The organism is Nonlabens arenilitoris (assembly GCF_002954765.1).
Taxonomy (GTDB): Bacteria; Bacteroidota; Bacteroidia; order Flavobacteriales; family Flavobacteriaceae; genus Nonlabens; species Nonlabens arenilitoris.
This window is the reverse complement of record NZ_MTPW01000001.1, coordinates 1,204,545-1,226,570: the sequence shown is the minus strand read 5'-3', so window position 1 is coordinate 1,226,570 and position 22,026 is coordinate 1,204,545. Positions and strand designations below refer to the sequence as shown.

Here is a 22,026-nt window from a genome sequence, read left to right as displayed (position 1 = left end):
TTACACGTTTTTTTGTCATACATTTGCACCCGAATTAAGAGACCTAACTTTTTAAGGTGATTTACATGTATAGAGCGTACTTTAAAATAGCTTTTTTTGCTTTGATCTTTACAGCTTTTGCGACAGCACAAGCTCAAGAACACAATGGTGATTATGCCTTTGATGATGAAATAGAATCAGATGGCGGTAAAGTGAATACAAAAGAAGAAATCGATTCCTATATCGATCATCACTTAAAAGATTCACACGACTTTCATTTATTTTCATATTCTAATGATGCTGGTGTAAGAAAGCATGTTGGTTTTTCACTGCCTGTTATTGTGTGGTCTAGTGAAGGTTTAAAATTCTTTATGTCTTCAAAGTTCCACCACGATGATGATGGGAAAGTGCTTGTAAATGCTGGCGATGCAACTTTTACAAAGTTACATAGTAAAATATATGAGTTAGATAAAGGTGCTACTGCTATTAACTTTGACGCAGATCATCACCCTACTAACGCTCATAGAGTGTTTGATATGTCTATTACAAAGTCTGTTTTTGGACTTCTATTAATAGGATTGTTGATGTTATTAGTTTTCGGTGCATTAGCAAAACAATATAAAACTAAAAAAATCCCAACTGGATTTGGTCGTGTATTAGAGCCGTTAGTATTATATGTAAGAGATGAGATTGCGCGTCCTAATATAGGTGAGACTAAGTATAGAAAATTCATGGGGTATTTATTAACCGTGTTTTTCTTAATCTGGATCAGTAACCTTTTAGGATTAACTCCATTTGGATTTAACATTACAGGGCAGATTGCGGTAACAGTATGTCTTGCTTTATTTACATTTATTATAGTACAATTTAGTGGTAATAAAGATTACTGGATGCACATCTTCTGGATGCCAGGCGTTCCAGTATTAATGAAAATAGCTTTAATACCTATTGAGTTAATAGGTCTTCTTACAAAGCCATTCTCACTTCTTGTACGTTTATTTGCAAACATTACAGCTGGTCACGTGGTAGTTATGGGTCTTATTGCCTTAATGATTACACTTAAAGCACAGTTCGGTGTAGTAGGTTCGACAGGACTTTCTATTTTCCTTACCTTGTTCTTATCAGTTATAGAATTATTAGTAGCCTTTTTACAGGCATTTATCTTTACTATGTTATCTGCTCTATTTATAGGGATGGCAGTTGCAGAGCATGATCACCACGAGCATGCTGGCGCTGAAGAAGATGACATTGATGAGGTAAGAGAACGTTTTATTTAATTTTTTTTGTTTAATTTTTAATACCCATTATCATGGAAACAGCTTATAATTTAATTGGTGCAGGTCTTATCGTTATCGGTGGTGGTATCGGTCTTGGTCAAATTGGTGGAAAAGCAATGGAAGCTATTGCTCGTCAACCAGAAGCAGCTGGAAAGATCCAAACTGCGATGATTATTATCGGTGCACTTCTTGAAGGACTTGCATTTGGAGCTCTTTTATTAGGTAAAAACTAATAAGAGTTCAAAAAACAAACAGTTCTTGCAACGGTTGGTTGTAAGAACTGTTTAACTATTAAATTTTAAACACAACAACATTTTATTATGTTAGATTTAATTAATGATTTTTCGCCAGGCTTGTTTTTCATGCAAGCACTTATTCTTATCATCTTAATTGTATTGATGAGAAAATTTGCATGGAAACCTATTCTTAATGCTCTTTCTGAAAGAGAAGAAGGAATTGCTGAAGCACTAGCTGCTGCAGAAAATGCAAAAATAGAAATGGCTAATCTTGAAGCTTCTAATCAAGCTGCCGCACAAGAGGCTCGTGCTCAAAGAGACGAGATGCTTAAAGATGCACGTGAGATTAAAGAGAAGATGATTGCAGATGCTGCAGGTCAAGCTCAAGAAAAAGCAGATAAAATTATAGCTCAAGCTCAAGAAGCAATTGAAGCAGAGAAGAAAGCAGCACTTGCAGACATTAAATCTCAAGTAGCAAATCTTTCTGTAGACATTGCAGAAAAAGTGACACGTAAAGAGCTTTCTCATAAAGATGCACAACATGCACTTATCGAGCAATTACTAGCCGAAGCAAATATCTAAGAACATGAAATTATCTAGAGCTGCATCCCGATACGCAAATGCTATTCTTAGTCTAGCAATAGATAAGAGTGAAGCTGTCGCTGTTAATGAGGAAATGAAGACCATTCTAGTTACCCTTAATGGTAATAAAGAATTACGTGACTTCATGAGCAGTCCGTTAATCAAATCAGAACAGAAACGTGGCGCATTGCGTCAGGTTTTTAAAGATGCAGGTGCGATCACAATGGGATCTTTTGACCTATTAGTAGATAATAAGCGTGCAGATATATTAATGGATGTCGCTACAAAGTATATTTTACTTTTTGAAGAAATGAATAAGCGCGAGATTGCTACGGTAACAACTGCCGTTGAAATTTCTGCTGATTTAGAACAAAAAGTGCTAGCAAAAGCAAAAGAGCTTGCTGGTAAAGACATTACATTAGAGAAGAAGATTGATGAGTCTATCTTAGGTGGATTTATACTTAGAGTAGGTGATCAAGAAATCAATGCTAGTGTAGCAAACAAATTAGGACAATTAAAAAGAACATTTGCTGCGAGATAGTAAATGTATTTTAAATTTCCGCTTTCGCGAAAGCGTATTTAATTAAGAATAAATGGTCATTACGACCTATTTGATAAGAATAAAAACAAGAACATGGCAGAAGTAAATCCAGCAGAAGTATCTGCAATACTTAAGCAACAATTATCAGGTTTTGATGCAACTGCATCACTTGATGAAGTGGGAACCGTACTTACAGTAGGTGATGGTATCGCACGTGTTTACGGTCTTTCTAACGCCCAATATGGTGAACTAGTTGCGTTTACATCTGGGATTGAAGGTATCGTTCTTAACCTAGAAGAAGATAATGTAGGTGTGGTACTTTTAGGCCCGTCAACTGGTATCGCTGAAGGTGACACTGTGAAACGCACACAACGTATCGCATCTCTTAAAGTAGGTGAAGGTATTGTAGGTCGTGTTGTCAACACATTAGGTGAGCCTATCGATGGTAAAGGTGCTATTGAAGGTGACTTATATGAAATGCCTCTAGAGCGCAAAGCTCCTGGAGTTGTTTTCCGTCAACCGGTAACGGAACCATTACAAACAGGTATTAAGTCTATTGATGCAATGATTCCTGTAGGTCGTGGACAACGTGAGCTTGTAATTGGTGACCGTCAGACTGGTAAAACTACAGTTTGTATTGACACGATTCTTAACCAAAAAGAATTTTACGATGCTGGTGAGCCAGTATACTGTATATATGTAGCTATAGGACAAAAAGCCTCTACAGTTGCAAACATTGCAAAAGTGCTTGAAGAAAAAGGTGCTCTTGCTTATACTACAATTGTTGCTGCAAATGCATCTGACCCAGCAGCAATGCAGGTTTATGCACCATTTGCTGGAGCATCGATAGGTGAGTACTTCCGTGATACTGGTCGTCCAGCACTTATCATTTATGATGATTTATCTAAGCAAGCAGTTGCTTATCGTGAGATCTCTCTACTTTTACGTCGTCCACCAGGACGTGAGGCATATCCTGGAGATGTATTCTTCCTTCACTCAAGATTATTGGAGCGTGCAGCAAAGGTTATTGCAGATGATGAAATCGCAAAAAACATGAACGACCTACCAGATAGTTTAAAACCTATCGTTAAAGGTGGTGGATCTCTTACTGCACTTCCTATTATTGAAACACAAGCTGGTGACGTATCTGCTTATATCCCTACTAACGTAATCTCGATTACAGATGGACAGATTTTCCTAGATGGTGATTTATTCAACTCTGGTGTACGTCCTGCGATTAATGTAGGTATCTCTGTATCGCGTGTTGGTGGATCTGCACAGATCAAGTCTATGAAAAAAGTATCTGGTACTTTAAAATTAGACCAGGCAGCTTTCCGTGAACTTGAAGCGTTTGCAAAGTTCGGTTCTGACCTTGATGCAACTACTTTAGGTGTTATTGAAAAAGGAAAGAGAAACGTTGAGATATTAAAGCAAGCAGAAAATGATCCTTACACTGTTGAAGATCAGATTGCAATTATCTATGCAGGTTCTAAGAACTTATTGAAAAACGTTCCTGTTGAAAAAGTAAAAGAATTTGAAAGAGACTTTATAGAATTACTTAATGCAAAGCATAGAGGAACTCTAGATACTCTTAAAGCTGGAAAACTTACTGATGAAGTGATTGATACACTTACAGCAGTAGCAAAAGATCTTTCTAGTAGATACTAAGAACTTAGAGATTAGAGATGAGAAATCGTGTTTCTCATCTCTGACTTCTAACCTCTAACTTCTAACAAATTATGGCGAATCTTAAAGAAATAAGAAACAGAATTTCATCAGTATCTTCTACCATGCAGATTACATCTGCTATGAAGATGGTGAGTGCAGCAAAGCTTAAAAAAGCACAAGATGCTATTACAGCAATGCGTCCTTATTCTGATAAGCTTACTGAGATTTTACAGAGTCTAAGCTCTACCATGGAAGGTGAAGCTGGAAGCAAATTTGCAGAGCAACGTGAAGTAAAAAAAGCCTTAGTTGTCGCTATTACTTCTAATCGTGGGCTGGCAGGTGCTTTTAACTCTAATATTATTAAAGAATTGATTCGTTTGAATCAAGAAGACTTAAATGGTGTCGCTGTTTCTTACATGACCATAGGTAAGAAGGCAAACGATTTTGCAAAGAAGACCGATAATATTATCTCAAACAAGAGTGATCTTTTTGATGACATATCTTTTGATAACGTTGCTCTAATTGCTGAAGAGTTGATGGAGCTGTTTGTAACAGGTGAATTTGATAAAATTGTTTTAGTATATAACAGTTTTAAAAATGCTGCTACTCAAATTATAATGACTGAAGATTTCTTGCCACTTAAACCTGTGGCAAAGGATGAAGCAGCTATCGAAACTCAAAAAGAGCTAGATTACATTTTTGAGCCTTCTAAGGAAGAAATCATTGAAGAGTTAATACCTAAGTCTTTAAAAATGCAATTGTACAAAGGAGTACGTGATTCTTGGGCTAGTGAGCACGGTGCACGTATGACTGCAATGCATAAAGCAACAGATAATGCAACAGAACTTAGAGATCAGTTGAAGTTAACTTATAATAAAGCGCGTCAGGCTGCGATTACTAACGAGATCCTTGAAATCGTAGGTGGAGCAGAAGCGTTGAATAATTAAAATACTATTCAAAGCGGTCATGCTGAATTTATTTCAGCATCTCATTTTATAATATCAAGAAGCCTTTCAGAAATGAAAGGCTTTTTTGATACTCAAACTTTTTTTGAATATACATGTAACATTTTTTGACTTCTGCATCTAAAGGGAAACTTTAAATTCGAAATCATGAAAAAAATTATTTCCCTATTTGTTGCACTTTGTCTTTCTGTGTTGGTATTTGCTTGTGATGATCAAAAGGCAATTCAGGTAGAAGTATCTGGATCTGGCCAGCCTATATTATTTCTTCCTGGTTTTACTGTGCCTGGTGAGATTTGGAATCCAACGGTAGATCAATTAAAAAATAAGTATCAATGTCATGTAGTGACTTTGGCCGGATTTGGTTCTATGGAGCCTATAGAGTTCCCGTGGTTACCTAAAGTAAATGAATCTCTAGAAAACTATATTATTGATAATAAGTTAGAAGATGTCATTATTATAGGTCATAGTTTAGGTGGTACTATCGCTACCTGGCTTGCTAGCAGAGAAAATTCTAAAATAAGTCAATTAATACTAGTAGATGCGTTGCCTGCAGCTGGTGCTCTCATGTTTCCAGATTTTAATCCAGATAATTTATCTTATGACAGTGCTTTTAATAAACAACAACTAGAGATGAGTCAAGAAAACTTTGAGCAAATGGCAATAGGAATGTCTATGGGAATGAGCACTAATTCTGAAGCACAAACGCAAATCAAAAACTGGATACTTGCCGCAGACCGTAAAACCTATGTCTATGGATATACCGATTATCTTAAATTAGACATGAGAGAAGATCTTAATAAAATTAATGTGCCTGTTACAATACTTGCAGCTGCACTACCTTATGGGGAAGACATGTCCAGAAATACCTATGAAACTCAATATAAAAATCTTAAAGAATATCATTTAATAATATCTAAAGATTCCGCTCACTTTATTATGTTAGATCAACCTGATTGGTTTACGAGTCAAATTTTACAAGTACTGGCTGAGTAATGATTCACATAGAAACAGATTTTAAAGAAATTTACAATAAGCACTCAGATAAAGTGTATCGACTTTGTATAGGTTATGCTGCTGGTGATGTAGACCTAGCAAAAGACTGGCATCAAGAGACGTTTATTAAAGTCTGGAATCACAGAAAATCATTTAAGGGTGATTCTTCCATCAGTACATGGATTTATAGAATAGCGGTAAACACCTGTCTCAGTGATTTAAGAACTCCTAAAAGAAAAGTTACAACAGAAAGACTAGTCAGTGATCAAACAGATTCTAATGAGATAACTGAAGATCGCACAGGCATGATTCAAAAGATGTATCACTGCATCAATCAATTAACATCACAAAATAAAACACTTATTTTAATGGAGTTAGAGGAAATCCCTCAATCTACCATTGCAAATACGGCAGGTTTAGAGCATGGAACTCTTAGAACCAGATTAAGTCGTATTAGAAAATCACTTTTAAAATGTATAAAAAATGGATAACGATATTTTAAATAAAGTATGGAATGAAAATAAATCATCTCATACGATTCCTGAACCTAGTTCTATTATAGCTAAGGCAAATCAACAGCGACGTAAACAGAATATAGGCTTAATTGTAATGGGAATTACCGTTTTAATTTTGATTGCTTATGCTACACTCTACTTGCCTAATTCATTTAATAGCTTTAGCCTGGGACTTACTTTAATGGTTGCTTCTATGCTAGTGAGAATCATCATCGAGATGTATTCAAAACTTAAAAAGGCTTCAAAACTTGCTTCAATGGATGCCAAAACTTATAAGCTATACCTAAAAAGATATTATAAGTGGCGTATGAAAATCAATTACATTCTCACACCAGTATGTTTTGCTGTTTACTGCTATGGATTGTATTTATTATTTCCCTATTTTAAGAATGAGTTTTCTAATGGATTTTACCTCTATCTAATCGCCTCAGCAGTGATTTCTCTAATCGTTGTAGGCGCTATAATTATAAATCAGATTATCAAAGAAACACGTTTTTTAAAGCTATTACAACAATAAATTTATATGCGTAATTTTCTATTGGCACCACATTTGAACAACAATCCGTAAATTACACCTATGAAAGCAATCTATATTTTACTAGCCTTGACGATTAGCTCTTGTGGAGCCCAAAAAATGTCAGAAACCTATACAACTGCAGACTTTCCGGTCTCTCAACAAGCATATGCACAAGCATGGAATGGTGGAGCACCTGGATCTGGTAGTGGTATCACTTTATATTTTCCTACAAAGCTTACTAGTGGTAAAGAGGTTGTTGCGATCTACTTTCGCAATAGCGTTAATAAAACAGTAAACTACACGGCAGATGACCGCATGATGATGGTGTCACGATTCCGCACAGATTTTAATAATCGTCAGGATCTGATCATGGATCTGGATTCTAAAAAAGAGGCGCAAAATGAAGCGCCCAATATTGAGAAATTCCCGTTTGAGTTGAAAGATAATGAAGCCGTTATTGCTTTAAAAGAAATAAATAGTGATTCCATAAGCTATGTAAAGCTGCTTGATATTCAAGAACGCTCGCAATTAGATATGCCTTCTATGCCTCAATAGGTCATTTCACTCATTCAAATATAGTAGGCGCTCATTATAGCTATGAGCGCCTTTTTTATGCGCTTAAGTTTGACTCATAAAATTTACAACTATGAAAAATCTATTGAGAATAACAATTATCGCTTTGACATTTTCTGGCCTTGCAAATGCTCAAGGAGCAGAAATTGCTAGAGAAATCAGAAACTACATGAACGCAGAGACCAGTGACGAGATGATAGAAGTAAAAGATAAAGCAGGTAAAACACACTATGTGCGCAGCGCTGCAACGACCACGGCACATCATATAGGCGGACAGAATACTTCTACAAATACAGTCGTATTTGACGCCTTTAATGCTCATCCAGAATGGCAAAACATGAATGTAGTCGTAGACTGGACAGGTAGCATGTACAGTTATGTAGGTCAGGTAGTGCGATGGCATCATGTCAATAAAGACAAGCAATTGATGAATAGCATGGTGCTTTTTAATGATGGAGATGATAGAATAAGACAATCTGGACCTAAAAACATAGGTAGTACAGGTGGTATTTATTTCCCTGACCATTTAGAAATTGACAATTTTTTACAGACAGTAGCAACAGCAGTAGATAATGGCGGCGGCGGCGATGGACCAGAAAATGATGTTGAGGCCATTATAGCAGCACAAGCACATGATCAGTCTGGTAATGACTTTGTCCTTATAGCAGATGCTACACGTATCAGAGATATTTCTCTAGTATATCAAATTAAGCGACCTGTTCATGTAATTCTTTGTGATCATGTATCACCAGATTACATCACGCTTGCCCGTACCACTGGCGGCAGTATTACATGGCCAGGTGGTTATACAGACTACAGTCAGGTGCAATGCACTACACATCATGTAACCGTTTGCAATCATCACCATAGTCACGATATGGCGTGTCATGTTCATGAATAAATTATAGGAATAAGTAATTAATTTAAATACGCTTTCGCGAAAGCGTTGCATTGTAGAACCTTGTGATTATAACTACCTTTGAGCGGTAATAATTACAAGGTTTTTTTGAGCGCAATTAATCGTCTTTTTAAGCACACATTTGTCTATGGTCTAGCGACCGTACTACCTCGATTATTAACCGTATTACTGACGCCATTATTAACTAATTATTTACCTAATCCAGAAGATTTTGGGGAAGTATCCATCATATTTTCTTGGATCATCATCTTTAATGTCTTGTTAACTTATGGTACAGAGACGGCGTTTTTTAGATATTTTACAGAGACTGATGATAAATCTAAGGTTCTAGGAACGGCTATAGGAACTTTGTTAGGTACTACGTTATTATTTGTGATCGTTTCTTACTTAAGTTTAGACCATATCGCTTCATGGACTGATAAATCTGCAAATTACTGGAGATGGGTGATAGGTGTACTGGCTTTTGATACTCTAGCAGTAGTGCCATTTGCATATATGAGAGCACAAGGCAAAGCGGTAAAGTATGCAGTAATTAAAATGATTAACGTAATCATTTCGGTAGGTTGCAGTGCGCTTTTCTTGATATGGCTGCAAGATATTCCAGGTTTACGAGATTGGTTACCTAGTGATAAGATTGAATTGTATTTCATTGCATTTTTTGGGGCAAGTGCACTCACGTTTTTGGTGATTTGTAAACCGTACTTCAGTAAGTGGAAATTTGATGTCTTGTTATGGAAAAGAATGCTGCGCTATGGCTTTCCTATTTTAATAGCTGGATTAGCATTTGCTATTAATGAAACCTTTGATAAAATATTATTAGAATGGTTGTTGATTGATAATGCTACTGATCAAGTAGGAATCTATACGGCATGTTATAGACTTGCTGTAGGGATGACTTTATTTTCAACAGCCTTTAAATTAGGAGTCGAACCTTTCTTTTTTAGTGAGGCAAAAAATGAAAAAGCACCACAGCTCTATGCTCAAATTACAAAGATGTTTGTAATCTTAGGCTCGATAGCATTGCTTGCTTATATAGTATTAGTAGATCTGATTAAAGCATTATTAATCAATGAAAAATATTATGATGCTATGGACATCGTCCCGCTGGTATTGATTGCTTATTTATTTTTTGGGATATATCAATCCATATCTGTTTGGTATAAAGTGACTGATAAGACTAAATATGGAGCTTACATTTCAGTTCTCGGAGCTGCGTTAACTATAGGATTGAACGTTTTATTAATTCCTCAAATAGGATATATAGCCAGCGCTATAACCACATGTGCAGCTTATGGGTTAATGATGGTAACTTCTTATGTACTCAGTAGAAAGCATTTTGCAATACCATATGACCTTAAAAATATCTTATTGTATTTAATCGTTTCGATTAGTTTTTCCGTGATATTCTTTTATTTTTTCAGAGAAGAGTTGGGTATAGGCAGTTGGAGTCTTTATCTTGTGGGAATACTTATGACGGCTGTTCTAGCCGGATTAATCTGGATACGAGAGAAAACATTTATTAAAAATTTGATTAAAAAATAATGACCATAAAAATCATCAATAAATCGGCACATGCATTACCTCATTATGAGACTGAGGCTAGTGCAGGAATGGATTTAAGAGCAAATCTAGAAACACCAGTGATTCTGGAACCTATGGAACGTGCCATTATTAAAACAGGTCTATTTATAGAACTACCTATAGGTTATGAAGCGCAAGTAAGACCTAGAAGTGGTCTCGCTGCAAAAAAAGGAATTACAGTTTTAAACGCACCAGGAACAGTCGATGCAGATTATCGTGGTGAAATAGGCGTGATTCTTGTAAATTTATCAAATGAAACGTTTACTATTGAAAATGGTGAGCGTATTGCACAACTTGTCATTGCAAAGCATGAGCGTGCACAATGGCAAAAAGTAGAAGAATTAAGCAGTACAGATCGCGGCGCAGGCGGTTTTGGAAGTACTGGAGTAAAATAAATCAAACATATCATTAACTGCATAAGCAGTCTAATAACGTATCACATACTATGAAAATAATCGTACCTATGGCTGGACGTGGTTCTAGATTAAGACCACATACATTAACAGTTCCTAAGCCGTTAATTCCTATTGCAAATAAACCTATCGTTCACAGACTAGTGACAGATATTGCTCGCATATTAGAAGAGCCAGTTACTGAGGTGGCTTTTATATTGGGCGATCCGGCATTTTTTGGCGATGATGTAGTAAGCAGTTTAGAAGAGTTAGCTACCAGTCTAGGAGCAAAAGCTAGTATATACCGCCAAGGTGAACCATTAGGGACAGGACACGCTATTATGAGTGCAGCAGACTCACTTTCAGGACCTGCAGTAGTTGCTTATGCAGACACGTTGATAAGAGCAGACTTTAAACTAGATCCTGCAGCAGACGCTGTTATATGGACAAAGCAAGTTGATCAACCAGAAGCTTATGGTGTGGTAAAACTTAACGATAAAGAAGAAATTGTTGAGCTCGTCGAAAAGCCAGAAACTTTTGTGTCTGATCAAGCTGTAATAGGAATCTATTACTTCAAAGAAGTTGCAGACCTTAAAAATGAGTTACAATTTGTATTAGAAAATAATATCATCAATGGTGGAGAATACCAAATTAATGATGGTATCAAACGCATGATGCAAAATGGGAAAGTTTTTAAAACAGGAACCGTAGATGAGTGGATGGACTGTGGTAATAAAGTGGTTACAGTAGAAACTAACACACGCATCATCGAGTTTATGAAAAAGGATGAAAGTGATGAAATCAACACAAATCCTACCCTAGAAAATGCTAAAATTATAGAACCTTGCGTTATAGACCCATCAGTAGTTATTAAAAACTCTACAGTAGGACCACACGTTTCTATAGGAGCAGGAACTGTTATAGAAAATTCAACTATTAAAAATTCATTAATACAATGTCATTCTGTAATTAAGAATGCTACTTTAGATGAAGCTATGATAGGAAATCATGTGAAATATGATGCAAACTATGAAAAAGTGAGCATCGGTGATTATACAGTAATGGAATAATTATTGAACTTAAAAACATAATGAAAAAACACTTAATAATTATTTTGATGGCTACTGCTCTTTCATGGAGCACAACTACATATGCACAAGAAGAAGTAGAAGCAGTAGAAGTGAATCAAGACGATTTAGGTGACGTTTCTAATAGTTTTAAGGACACTTTTTTCAATGCTCTTGCTGAGAAAGCCAAAGGGAATCATGATCGAGCCATAGTATTGCTACAAAACTGTGCAAAAAATGAACCTACTTCTGGAGCGGTACAATTTGAACTAGCAAAAAATCATTTTGCAAATAAGGATTTTAATAAGGCAGAACAGTCCATTAAAAAAGCGATAGAACTATCTGGTAATAATGAGTGGATGCTAGATATGCTTTTTGATATCTATGATGAACAAAAAGATTACCATAAGGCCGTTCTGGTCATGGAACAACTTGTAAAAATTAATAATAATTATGAAGAGTTTTTACCGACACTGTATTACCGCACTGGTCAGTATGATAAGGCTTTAAAATCTCTTGACGACATAGATGCTAGGCAAGGTAATGGAGATCCTCGCAGGAATGCCCTGCGTCGCAGTCTAGTTAATAGACAGCAACAAGAGGTACGCAATGAAAACAATATAGAGTCATTAGAGGCAGAAATTGCAAGAAATCCTAATAACGAACAGGCATATATCAATTTGATTTACATGCATGGTCGCAATGGTGATAAAGAAGCCGTTTTTGAGGTCGCACAAGATTTTGAACGTAATGTTCCTAATAGTGATGCCGCACATCTTGCGTTGTACAAAATCTTTATTGAAAACGACCGTATCGAAGACGGTGTTGCAAGTCTAGAAAAAATACTAACCTCAGATAAAATTGATCGAGAAACTAAAATGAAGGTCTTACAAGACTTCATAAGTATGTCAGATGGGCGCATAGAACTAGAGAACGCCGTTGCAGAAGCAATAGACTGGCTGTCTGATGATGTTGAAGATCCTAACGCTTATCGTGCTATGGGTGATTTTTACCTTAAGAAAAAAGACCCTACACAAGCCGTTGCGTTCTATGAAAAAGGACTAGAATTAGATAATAATAACATCGATATTATTAAAAGTATAGCCCTATTAAGCATTGATATAAAAGATTATAATAAAACAATACTTATAACAAATTCAGCTATTGATAAATTTCCTGCTCAACCATTGTTTTATTTATTAAATGGTGTCGCTCATAATAGTTTAAATGCTCCAGATAAGGCCATCGAAATTATAGAATTGGGACAAAGCTATTTACTCGATGAAGTAAAATTAGAGCAAGATATGTACCAGCAACTTGCAATTTCATATGATAAAAAAGGAGACACAACTCGTGCCTCTATAATGAGAACCAAGGCTCAAGAACTTTCTAAAAAATTATAAATGAAAGTATACCGAATTATATACATCTTTCTTGCCCTAGTTGTGGCTAGCTGTGGTAGTGTTCAAAAAGCTGCAAATAATGCTAGCGCCACCGCAAAAAAGGGAAGTGTTGTAAAAGCTCATACCGCAGCTCGTACAGACTTTAAGACCATGCAGTCTAGACTTTCTGTAAGTTATAAAGATGAGAAGCAATCGCGTAATGTGACTGTAGATTTACGTATTGAAAAAGGAAAACAAATCTGGATGAGTGCAAAATTTCTAGGCTTTACAGCAGCCAAAATTTATATCACACCAGATCGCGTACAGTTTTATGAAAAATTAAATAAGCGTTCTTTTGATGGTGACTTTTCGCTAATAAGTGACTTCTTAGGTGAGCCACTAGAATATCAACAATTAGAAGATTTATTATTAGGCCAGGCAGTTGAATCATTACAGCCTCATGATTTCTCTATCGTTGATAATCAGTATCAGTTTAAACAAGGGCAGCTTATTGAAAAGCTGTTTAAATTACGTCCATCAGACTTTAAATTAAGCCAGCAATCTATAAGAAAACCTGCAGATGACAGTTTTCTTGTCATCACTTATCCAGACTATCAGGTAGTGGACAAGCGCATTATTCCGCTAGAGGTAAAAGTCGATGCAAAACGTGGTAAACGTCTTTCTCAGGTCATATTAGAATTTAAAAATATAGAGTTCAATCAGAACCTATCATTTCCATTTTCAATTCCGTCTAACAGCAAACCCATGAATCTGTAATGGGAAAAAAAGGTCTGTTATTTACGATTTTATTTTTGAGTTTCGCTTTCGCGAAAGCGCAGTCAGAAAAAGCACAGTTAGAGGCAAAAAAGGCAAGGATACAGGCCGAAATCAATCAGTTCTCAAGGTTACTTTCTAATGTTAAAAAAGAAAGTAAAACAATGGTATTGCTCGTGGAGACCATCGATAAAAAAATAGCAAGTACACAAGAGTTGATTAACATCACAAATAAACAGGCTAATTTAATCACGCGCAGTATCAAGAAAAATACAGACGAGAACAATAAGCTCAAACAAGAAATAAAAACTCAAAAAGATGAATATGCTCGCATGATTGTCAAAGCATATAAGTCAAAAAATGAGCAAAGTAGATTAATGTTCTTACTATCATCTGAAGATTTTTTACAGGCTTACAAAAGAGTACAGTACTTAAAGTCATATGCAGATTATCGTAAAAAGCAGGCAGATGAAATCACTGCTAAATCGATGCGATTAGAACAAATCAATAAAGATCTCCAAGAAGAGAAAAAGCAGAAACAAGAGATCTTAAAGGTAAATAAGCAACAACGTATTGCATTACAAAAAGATAAGCAAGAGCAAGAAAATTTACTAGCTGTTGTAAAACAAGACGAGAAGAAATATTCTAAGGAAATAAGAGAAGCTAGTAAGGAACGAGCTATAATAGATAGACAAATTCAAAAGCTTATAGAGGCAGATATTGCTGCATCTAATAAGGGTAAAACAGGTGCTGTTAAAGGGAAGTTTTACTTATCACCTGAGGCAAAAGTACTCGCTAATAACTTTAAGTCCAATAAAGGAAAATTACCCTATCCAGTAGATGAATTTATCATCTCAAGAAAGTATGGTGATCAACCACATCCTGTACTAGCCGGAATTAAGATTGCTTCCAATGGATTAAGGTTTCAAGCGCCATCTAACTCACCAGCAAAAGCAATTTTTACTGGTGAAGTGGTAAGAGTGCAAAAGGCAGCAAACGGTATCTTATCAGTTTATGTAAGACATGGTAATTACACATCTGTCTATGGTAACTTAAAAAGTGTTGTCGTACAAAAAGGTGATCAAATTAAAACGCAAGACATTATAGGAACTGTTTTTACAGACAATTCTGGTGTAACAGAGCTGCGTTTCGTACTTATGGAAGATAGCCACACAGTTGATCCTGCAGGATGGTTATTGAGGTTTTAATAATCTGATTTACTACTCAAACAATGCTTTCAATTCTGTAGCGTCTTTTGCTTTCATTTTACCTGCTAGAACTAGACTCAATTGCTTGCGACGCAATGCTGCATCGTATTTTGATCTCTCATCTTCGGTTTCTGGTAAAATAGCAGGTACTTGTACTGGACGACCTGTTTCATCCACAGCAACAAAGGTGTATATAGCCTCGTTTGCTTGGGTTTTTTCACCACTCTCACGATCTTCTATCCATACGTTCATATGAACTTCCATAGATGATGTAAAAGCTCTTGAAACCTTAGCCTCTATTGTTACAACACTTCCTAATGGTACCATTCTATTAAACGCGACGTGATTTACAGATGCTGTTACAACGATACGTCTAGAGTGTCTTCTAGCGGCAATACTGGCTGCACGGTCCATACGTGCTAGTAACTCACCACCAAATAGATTATTCAATGGGTTGGTCTCACTAGGCAAGACCATATCTGTAACAGTGGTAAAAGATTGTGAAGGCGTTTTGGCTTCCATTTTAATAATTTTTTGCAAAGGTAAGGTTGTACATATTCTAAATAATTTAAAAATTTCATATTTATTTTTAGTATAATCAAAAACCTAATTTTTGTAAGTCAGTTTGAGTGATTGTCAAGAGCGTTTTAAAATTATAAAAAATAAGACTCGTCACAACTATTTGATTAAAAGCTTTTTACATATTTTTTAAATAAATTTCAATAATTTTTTCTTTAAAACTTTAAAACTTTAGGCTTAAATTTTGCAAAATTTTTAAAGTGAAAAAACTGACAATTATATTTTTATTGCTTTTAGGTAGTTTTTGTGTCGGGCAGGAAAATGAATCGTCAATAGGACTGCATATAGGCTACCCATTAGATAATGAGGTATCTCAATACAATTTTGGAATCTTTATAAATCCTATGTGGGAACTCTCAGAAGATAGTTACTTAGGTGGTTATCTAGGATTAAATTATATCGTTCTTCAATCAGAAGATGCAGGTGGAGCAGAGTTGCCGCTTGCAGATTTTGGAGCATCTTATAAATATTATTTTTTAGAATTTGTTTACGCTCAAGTAAATGGAGGAATAAGTTATAATGGTCCCGAAGGTTTCTTTACAGTAGCAGGATTTGCAAATCCTACGATAGGATATTCATTTAATAGTACAAACGTGTTTGTAGGCTATCGCAAACTTTTCTTTAACGACGCTAACCTAGATAGTATAGAAGCTGGCATCTCATTTAAATTTTTCTAAAATGAAAAAAACAATTACAATTTTAACCATGTCTTTATGTTCATTAATGGCCTTTTCACAAATTGCTCCAGAGCTTATTGTGAGTAAACCTGTGGAAGTCAAAAAGTCCACCAATCAAATTGCTTACGGCACAGAAGATGATCAAGGGAATACCATAGTATTGATGAATAACTTTGAAGGTGGAGTTCAATTTATGGCAAGGCTTGATGAGAACATGAATGTCATTAAAGCTGACGCTATTAAAGCAAGCAGAAAAGAGAATGCAATTAGTTCAATTAAAGTTGATGATGGTAATCTTGTGGCAATTGTGGATACTGGTGAAAGTTTTGAAACGGCTTCTTTTAATACTGCAAAAAATGAGTTTGATATGCCTAAATTCAAAACTTATAAAATAAAAGTAAATCCGTATAAGACCGATTACTCTCCAAATAAAAGCATTTTACTAAAAACAAATAGACAGGGAAAATATAATAAGACAGGAAAGGACAAAAGAACTTTTATTATTGGTGATAAAGATGGAAATGTTCTAGAAACAAAAACTCATACTGGAGAACTTCCTCAAATGCTATATGAAGATTTTTATTTTCATATATCTTCTCCTGGAATCTTAGATGATGGAACTGTAATAATGCAAACTCTTCCACATTGGGTAAAGAAAAAAGAAGGTAAGGCATCCCGTAAAAATAGAAGTGTCCAAAAAAACCTTCCTAGGGAAATAAAATTCTATTTTTTTCCACCTAATAGTGATAAGGCATCAGAAACTCTTTATTTAGGAAGCGATTCAAGAGCCATTGTTAGTTCAAATTATGTGTCTGATAAAGATCATTTATATGTTGTTTCTGTTACTGAAGAGTTTTCTTTTGAAGAAGGAGTTTCTGATAAATCTTTTATTCAAGTAGATAAGATTTCTTTTTCTTCAAAAAAGGTCGTTGAGACAAATGAATACGAATTAGCTAAAAGTACTGATGAGTTTTATATCAATTTGATTAAAACTGTAACTATTGATGATTCGGGTGCAATTAGGTTTGTTGGTGAAAATGTTAATCTAGGTAACTTTATGAATGACGCGATTTATGATAATTTGAGTTATGCAGGCCATGGCGATGTTCTAATAGGTGAAATAACTAATAATAAATCTAACTTTTACTACCTAGATAGAAAAATGAAAAATGAGGTGATCCAAAAAATTAAAGGTGCTGGATCGAGATTTAGCACTGGTGTGTTTTCATTTGAGAAAAATAATGAATTATATGTGTTATTCAATAGTGGAGATTTCAATGAGATTGATAAGAATAATTTCACAGCTAATTACTTAGATAGCGCAAGTCAAAAGATAAGAGATAAAAAAGGTATAGGTGCTGTATTAAAAAATATTAAATCTCAAGCATATATTTTTAAATTAGGTGCTAAAGGTTTGGAATATGAAGCAATTGAAAAGACCTATGATAATCCTTTGGCTTTTGAAAAAGCCTATTTAAATGAAAAAGGAGAGGTAATCGTAGCTACTGGAGAATGGGATTCCAAGCAGTTTGTAAAGATGAAATTCTAAGTAAAATCAATAAGTTGATATTAAAAAATCCTCATCTTTAAGATGAGGATTTTGTGTTTATAATATTTTTGAAACCGGTCTTAGATTGCCTTAGGCCTCGCTAAATTACTCTAATAGGTTTAGTTTTTGAAAATTAATAGCTGCTTTTTTTGTTCCCATTCCTCACGAGTCTGCTTATAAATGATAAAATCCTTCTCTGCAGGATAAGAACCATAAACGGTCATTTGATTATTCAAAGCTACTTTTTGAGAACCTATATTATCTTTATGAATAACTGAGATAAGCGCATTACCAAAATCCTTATCATAACCCTTTTCAAATCCTATATTCTTAATAAATTGAGCTGCTTCACTGGTATATCCTTGCTGCCAGTATTCGGGTAAAATGGAGTAGCCTACTTCGAGTTGTTTGTATTGTCAACATCTTGAACAAGCAGTCCAGCCTGACCTATCATTTTGCCCGTTTCTTTATGAATCAACACATTCATGCCACCGGATTGCTCTTCATAACGAGTGAGTGCTTTATCAAACCATTTTTCACAGCGTTGCTGCTGGTTGAAATTCTCATCCATAGAGAAATAAGTGCCTACTTCTGGAAAAGCAAAAAGTGGCAACCATTCCTCAAAGTCATTTTCTTGCAGTAATCTAAAGGTTAACCGCTCGGTTTGTAAGTTGGGTAAGTGGTATTTCATCAGTTGCCATTCTTTTTTAACCATTCATCCCGAGACTGGCTATATATATGAAAACGGTTATCGCCAAAATCAGTAAAAGTTTTTTCTAATGTCATTCCGTTTGCTGTAGCTACTTTTTCCGATCCGTGATTATCTATATGAAGCATGGAAACAACAGTATGGTTAAAGTCTAGGTCCATTTTATGTTCAAAGGCATAATTTTTTGCAGCAACAGCAGCCTCAGTAGCATATCCTTTGTTGCGGTGACCTGGCAGTATCGAATAACCTACTTCTAGACGTGGTTCACCATCTATGTGTTGTACAAGAATGCCGCACTGACCTATCATTTTACCTGTTGTTTTATCAATAAGCGCATTAAGTCCGCCACGATTTTCTTTATAGCGCAACAAGCATTTTTCAAACCAAAACTCACATAATTCAAGTGCTGTTTTATCTGCATCTAGAAAAAGAAAATGCCGGTTCAAATCAGGACTGAAAAAGGGTAACCATGCCTCAAAATCGCTTTTTGCGATCAAGCGAAATCTCAATCGGTCTGTTTCTAGATTTACAGGAATGTACTTCATGAGATGAAGTTAATGAAAATAGCCTTAAAAATCTGTTTTCATCTTAGTTCAAAGGATAAGCCTTTAATGCTAGATAAAGTGATTAGATATCAATCTGTGTACTATTTAAAACCATCTAAGATTTTAAAGTCAAACCTTATAAAATGAAATCTTATTTAGAAAGAGAACCAGTAAGTAACCAGGCACCTGTAAAGCCTTGCTTTCTTAAACGGTACAATTCGTTAATCGCGTCATTGCGATCTGCATGGCTAGAGAAAGCCACATTATGTAACCCATACTTGTTCACACCTATACGTTGTGAATCATAGCCATTGCGTTTAAGCTGTGCTACTTTTTTATCAGCATTTGCAGGATCTCTAAAAGCGCCAGCAACAATATGGTAATTTTTAACAACAGGTGCTACTTCTAACTCTATACTAGGCAACGGATTGCTTATCATAAAAGTAGCTTCTTGAATTTCGCGAGTAAATTCTTCATCTGCCATTTCTTGAACTGCAATGTCGTTTTGAGCTTCTTGAGTGGTATAGGTATTAAAACCTACATAGCTCAATCCTATTAATACTGCTCCTATCGCTGCATAACGCAACCATGGTGTTTTACTTGCTGCAGGAACGTGTAAAGGAACTACTGGAGTTTCTTCAATTTCTTCTTTTTGAACTGGTGGTAATTCTATAGTTGCAGCTGCAGGAACTGGAATCTTAGTTTCTACAGGTGTTCTATCCACTGCATAGGTTTCATGCGCAGTAAGCCCAAAAGCCTCTGGAAGATAATTCACTAAATACATAGGTGTAAACTGTAATGATTGTTCTTCATTACGTGTAAAACGGCCTATTTTATGGATCGTTACTACTCCATTAGTATCTAGTTCGTGATCTAAAAATCGCACATAATTGCGCACTTCTTGTACCGCTTGTTGATATGGAATAGATTCTACAGTCGCTACATAATTTACTAATAATCCATCGTTTTGCTGGATTTGAGCATTAAAGCTCAGTCCTTTTTTAGGAGGATAGATGGTATGACTGCTCGCAAAATGTTGGGCCGGTACACGGCGCGATATAAACGCACCATAACCTGGTAGCACCACACACTCGTGGCGATATAATAAGTCTGATATGTAAGTAGCGATTTGCATATGACAAACCTAAAAAAATAATCAAAACCATCAAGCGCTACCAGCAACTAGTTATTAAGAAAATGAATCGCTGATGGCTAAGTGTATAATTTTGAGGAATTACGCTTTCGCGAAAGCGTGTTATTTAAAATCATTACAAATCTGTTAACAGCTATATTGCTGTTTCTACTGGTTAGTTTCCGTACTAAAATAACTAAATTTGCAATCATATAATATACACCATGCTGGACCGAGTTAAGGAACATATTGAGAAAGTAAAAAGTTTTAAGGCAGATTCTAAAGAAGCCATTGAGGCTTTTAGAATTGAATATCTAGGTAAAAAAGGTTTGTTGAATGACTTTTTTGCTGCATTTAGAGAAGTGCCTAATGAGCAAAAGAAAGATTTTGGCCAGGCGATTAATGAGCTCAAGCAAAAAGCGACGGATAAGGTAAATGCCCTAAAGGAGTCTATAGAGTCCAAGCAAGAAGAAGCTGGCATCTATGGAGATTTAACACGCACCGGTTACCCTATGGAAATAGGTGCTCGCCATCCTATATCACTGGTTAAGAATCAAATTATAGAGGTGTTTTCTCGTATAGGCTTTAATGTGAGTGAAGGTCCAGAAATTGAAGATGACTGGCACAATTTCACCGCATTAAACCTGCCAGAGCATCATCCAGCACGCGACATGCAAGACACGTTCTTTATACAGACTAATCCAGATGTGTTATTGAGAACGCATACGTCTAGTGTGCAAGTGCGTTATATGGAAAATAATAAACCGCCGATTAGAACGATATCACCAGGTCGCGTTTTCCGTAATGAGGCGATAAGTGCTCGCGCACACTGTATTTTTCATCAAGTAGAAGGTCTTTATATTGATAAGGATGTGAGTTTTGCAGACATGAAACAAACGCTTTTACATTTTACTCAAGAGATGTTTGGTAAGTCTAAAATCAGATTGCGACCATCATATTTCCCGTTTACAGAGCCTAGTGCAGAGATTGACATTTATTGGGGTCTTGAAAACGAGACGGATTATAGAATTACTAAAGGTACTGGATGGCTAGAGATAGGTGGATGTGGTATGGTAGATCCTGCGGTGCTTACTAACTGTGGAATTGATCCAGAGGAATACAGTGGTTTTGCCTTTGGAATGGGTGTGGAACGTATTGCGATGTTGTTATACGGTATAGGTGATATCCGCATGTTTTTTGAAAACGATGTGCGTTTCTTAAAACAATTTTCTAGCGCCATTTAAGAGGTGATTACAAAACTTATTTTTGTGTACAACGCAAACTCGGGTAAAATCAACTCGTTGTTAGATAGTGCACATAAGATAGTGAGTCCAGACACCTATGATTGCAAACTGTGCGATCTCACTTATGGCGTTTTTAAAGAAAATGAAAAATGGTCACGCTTCCGCAAAAACTTGCTTGACACGAACCCCAATTTACAATTAGAATTTCTACATAAAGACGAGTTTACTAAGCAGTATTGGTCTAAATGGTTGCCTAAGTATAAATTCCCTATTGTTTTAAGCATGAGTGATGTTGTGCAAGATTACAATGATGGATTTGGCACAAACTCTGGATTGGATATATTTCTAAGTACAGCAGTTTTGAATGACCAAGAAACCATTGATCAACTTATAACAGCGATAGAAATACGATTAAAATAGTC

Annotated in this window: 25 protein-coding genes and 1 pseudogene; 21 read left to right on the top strand and 5 right to left on the bottom strand. The window is 35.7% G+C overall.

Annotation, left to right across the window (positions count from 1 at the left end; genetic code table 11):
• The first annotated feature begins 65 nt into the window (after positions 1-65).
• The 17 genes from atpB to BST92_RS05345 all read left to right on the top strand — a co-directional run bounded on the left by atpB (position 66) and on the right by BST92_RS05345 (position 15,169).
• Positions 66-1,256: a F0F1 ATP synthase subunit A gene (gene atpB / locus BST92_RS05425; RefSeq protein ID WP_211292445.1), complete on the top strand. Its 1,191-nt coding sequence runs from the start codon at positions 66-68 to the stop codon at positions 1,254-1,256.
• A gap of 32 nt (positions 1,257-1,288) precedes the next feature.
• Entirely contained in the window at positions 1,289-1,489 is a 201-nt protein-coding gene (gene atpE / locus BST92_RS05420) for an ATP synthase F0 subunit C (RefSeq protein WP_036583467.1), read from the top strand.
• 87 nt (positions 1,490-1,576) lie between these two features.
• Complete coding sequence (locus tag BST92_RS05415; RefSeq protein ID WP_105070529.1) at positions 1,577-2,074, top strand: F0F1 ATP synthase subunit B; 498 nt, start codon at positions 1,577-1,579, stop codon at positions 2,072-2,074.
• 4 nt (positions 2,075-2,078) lie between these two features.
• Positions 2,079-2,615, top strand: a complete 537-nt coding sequence (gene atpH, locus BST92_RS05410) for an ATP synthase F1 subunit delta (protein WP_105070528.1) — start codon at positions 2,079-2,081, stop codon at positions 2,613-2,615.
• A 93-nt stretch (positions 2,616-2,708) separates the two neighbouring features.
• Positions 2,709-4,283 (top strand): F0F1 ATP synthase subunit alpha, encoded by a 1,575-nt coding sequence (gene atpA / locus BST92_RS05405; protein ID WP_036583473.1) that lies wholly within the window; start codon positions 2,709-2,711, stop codon positions 4,281-4,283.
• A gap of 71 nt (positions 4,284-4,354) precedes the next feature.
• Positions 4,355-5,230 (top strand): ATP synthase F1 subunit gamma, encoded by an 876-nt coding sequence (gene atpG / locus BST92_RS05400; RefSeq protein WP_105070527.1) that lies wholly within the window; start codon positions 4,355-4,357, stop codon positions 5,228-5,230.
• A gap of 165 nt (positions 5,231-5,395) precedes the next feature.
• On the top strand, positions 5,396-6,241 hold the full coding sequence (locus tag BST92_RS05395) for an alpha/beta fold hydrolase (protein ID WP_105070526.1): 846 nt from the start codon (positions 5,396-5,398) through the stop codon (positions 6,239-6,241).
• A complete protein-coding gene (locus BST92_RS05390; protein WP_245910872.1) occupies positions 6,241-6,732 on the top strand; it encodes an RNA polymerase sigma factor in 492 nt (163 codons plus the stop codon). Before BST92_RS05395 ends, BST92_RS05390 begins: the two co-directional genes overlap by 1 nt.
• Positions 6,725-7,273: a hypothetical protein gene (locus BST92_RS05385; RefSeq protein ID WP_105070525.1), complete on the top strand. Its 549-nt coding sequence runs from the start codon at positions 6,725-6,727 to the stop codon at positions 7,271-7,273. The genes BST92_RS05390 and BST92_RS05385 overlap by 8 nt, the downstream gene beginning before the upstream one ends.
• A 60-nt stretch (positions 7,274-7,333) precedes the next feature.
• Positions 7,334-7,828 carry a hypothetical protein gene (locus BST92_RS05380; protein ID WP_105070524.1) on the top strand — a complete coding sequence of 165 codons (495 nt, stop codon included), beginning with the start codon at positions 7,334-7,336 and terminating at the stop codon, positions 7,826-7,828.
• A 91-nt stretch (positions 7,829-7,919) separates the two neighbouring features.
• Positions 7,920-8,747, top strand: a complete 828-nt coding sequence (locus BST92_RS05375) for a hypothetical protein (protein WP_105070523.1) — start codon at positions 7,920-7,922, stop codon at positions 8,745-8,747.
• Positions 8,748-8,852: 105 nt separating this feature from the next.
• Entirely contained in the window at positions 8,853-10,307 is a 1,455-nt protein-coding gene (locus tag BST92_RS05370) for a lipopolysaccharide biosynthesis protein (protein ID WP_211292444.1), read from the top strand.
• Entirely contained in the window at positions 10,307-10,741 is a 435-nt protein-coding gene (gene dut / locus BST92_RS05365; RefSeq protein ID WP_105070521.1) for a dUTP diphosphatase, read from the top strand. Before BST92_RS05370 ends, dut begins: the two co-directional genes overlap by 1 nt.
• A 50-nt stretch (positions 10,742-10,791) precedes the next feature.
• Positions 10,792-11,808 (top strand): sugar phosphate nucleotidyltransferase, encoded by a 1,017-nt coding sequence (locus BST92_RS05360; protein ID WP_105070520.1) that lies wholly within the window; start codon positions 10,792-10,794, stop codon positions 11,806-11,808.
• 20 nt (positions 11,809-11,828) lie between these two features.
• Positions 11,829-13,208: a tetratricopeptide repeat protein gene (locus BST92_RS05355; protein WP_105070519.1), complete on the top strand. Its 1,380-nt coding sequence runs from the start codon at positions 11,829-11,831 to the stop codon at positions 13,206-13,208.
• The gene (lolB1, locus tag BST92_RS05350; protein WP_105070518.1) at positions 13,209-13,964 is read left to right on the top strand and encodes a lipoprotein insertase outer membrane protein LolB1; all 756 of its coding nucleotides are present in this window, start codon (positions 13,209-13,211) and stop codon (positions 13,962-13,964) included.
• The gene (locus BST92_RS05345) at positions 13,964-15,169 is read left to right on the top strand and encodes a murein hydrolase activator EnvC family protein (protein ID WP_105070517.1); all 1,206 of its coding nucleotides are present in this window, start codon (positions 13,964-13,966) and stop codon (positions 15,167-15,169) included. The genes lolB1 and BST92_RS05345 overlap by 1 nt, the downstream gene beginning before the upstream one ends.
• A 12-nt stretch (positions 15,170-15,181) precedes the next feature.
• Here BST92_RS05345 and BST92_RS05340 read toward each other — a convergent pair whose 3' ends face one another.
• The gene (locus tag BST92_RS05340; RefSeq protein ID WP_105070516.1) at positions 15,182-15,691 is read right to left on the bottom strand and encodes an acyl-CoA thioesterase; all 510 of its coding nucleotides are present in this window, start codon (positions 15,689-15,691) and stop codon (positions 15,182-15,184) included.
• A gap of 257 nt (positions 15,692-15,948) precedes the next feature.
• Between BST92_RS05340 and BST92_RS05335 the strand changes: the two genes are divergently transcribed.
• Positions 15,949-16,425 carry a hypothetical protein gene (locus BST92_RS05335; protein WP_105070515.1) on the top strand — a complete coding sequence of 159 codons (477 nt, stop codon included), beginning with the start codon at positions 15,949-15,951 and terminating at the stop codon, positions 16,423-16,425.
• Position 16,426: 1 nt separating this feature from the next.
• The gene (locus tag BST92_RS05330; protein ID WP_105070514.1) at positions 16,427-17,974 is read left to right on the top strand and encodes a hypothetical protein; all 1,548 of its coding nucleotides are present in this window, start codon (positions 16,427-16,429) and stop codon (positions 17,972-17,974) included.
• A gap of 281 nt (positions 17,975-18,255) precedes the next feature.
• On the opposite strand, the pseudogene BST92_RS15495 reads toward BST92_RS05330, so the two are convergent.
• From BST92_RS15495 to BST92_RS05310, 4 genes and pseudogenes are all read right to left on the bottom strand, one after another.
• Positions 18,256-18,360 (bottom strand): annotated as a pseudogene (locus tag BST92_RS15495) (hypothetical protein); the annotation flags it as partial.
• An 8-nt stretch (positions 18,361-18,368) separates the two neighbouring features.
• Entirely contained in the window at positions 18,369-18,665 is a 297-nt protein-coding gene (locus BST92_RS05320) for a GNAT family N-acetyltransferase (RefSeq protein WP_170061713.1), read from the bottom strand.
• The gene (locus BST92_RS05315; protein ID WP_105070512.1) at positions 18,665-19,228 is read right to left on the bottom strand and encodes a GNAT family N-acetyltransferase; all 564 of its coding nucleotides are present in this window, start codon (positions 19,226-19,228) and stop codon (positions 18,665-18,667) included. Before BST92_RS05315 ends, BST92_RS05320 begins: the two co-directional genes overlap by 1 nt.
• Positions 19,229-19,379: 151 nt before the next feature.
• Positions 19,380-20,363, bottom strand: a complete 984-nt coding sequence (locus tag BST92_RS05310) for an HU domain-containing protein (protein WP_105070511.1) — start codon at positions 20,361-20,363, stop codon at positions 19,380-19,382.
• 221 nt (positions 20,364-20,584) lie between these two features.
• Between BST92_RS05310 and pheS the strand changes: the two genes are divergently transcribed.
• Both pheS and BST92_RS05300 read left to right on the top strand, forming a co-directional pair.
• Positions 20,585-21,604: a phenylalanine--tRNA ligase subunit alpha gene (pheS, locus tag BST92_RS05305; protein ID WP_105070510.1), complete on the top strand. Its 1,020-nt coding sequence runs from the start codon at positions 20,585-20,587 to the stop codon at positions 21,602-21,604.
• A 24-nt stretch (positions 21,605-21,628) separates the two neighbouring features.
• Positions 21,629-22,024 (top strand): GTPase, encoded by a 396-nt coding sequence (locus BST92_RS05300; RefSeq protein WP_245910870.1) that lies wholly within the window; start codon positions 21,629-21,631, stop codon positions 22,022-22,024.
• The last annotated feature ends 2 nt before the right edge of the window (positions 22,025-22,026 follow it).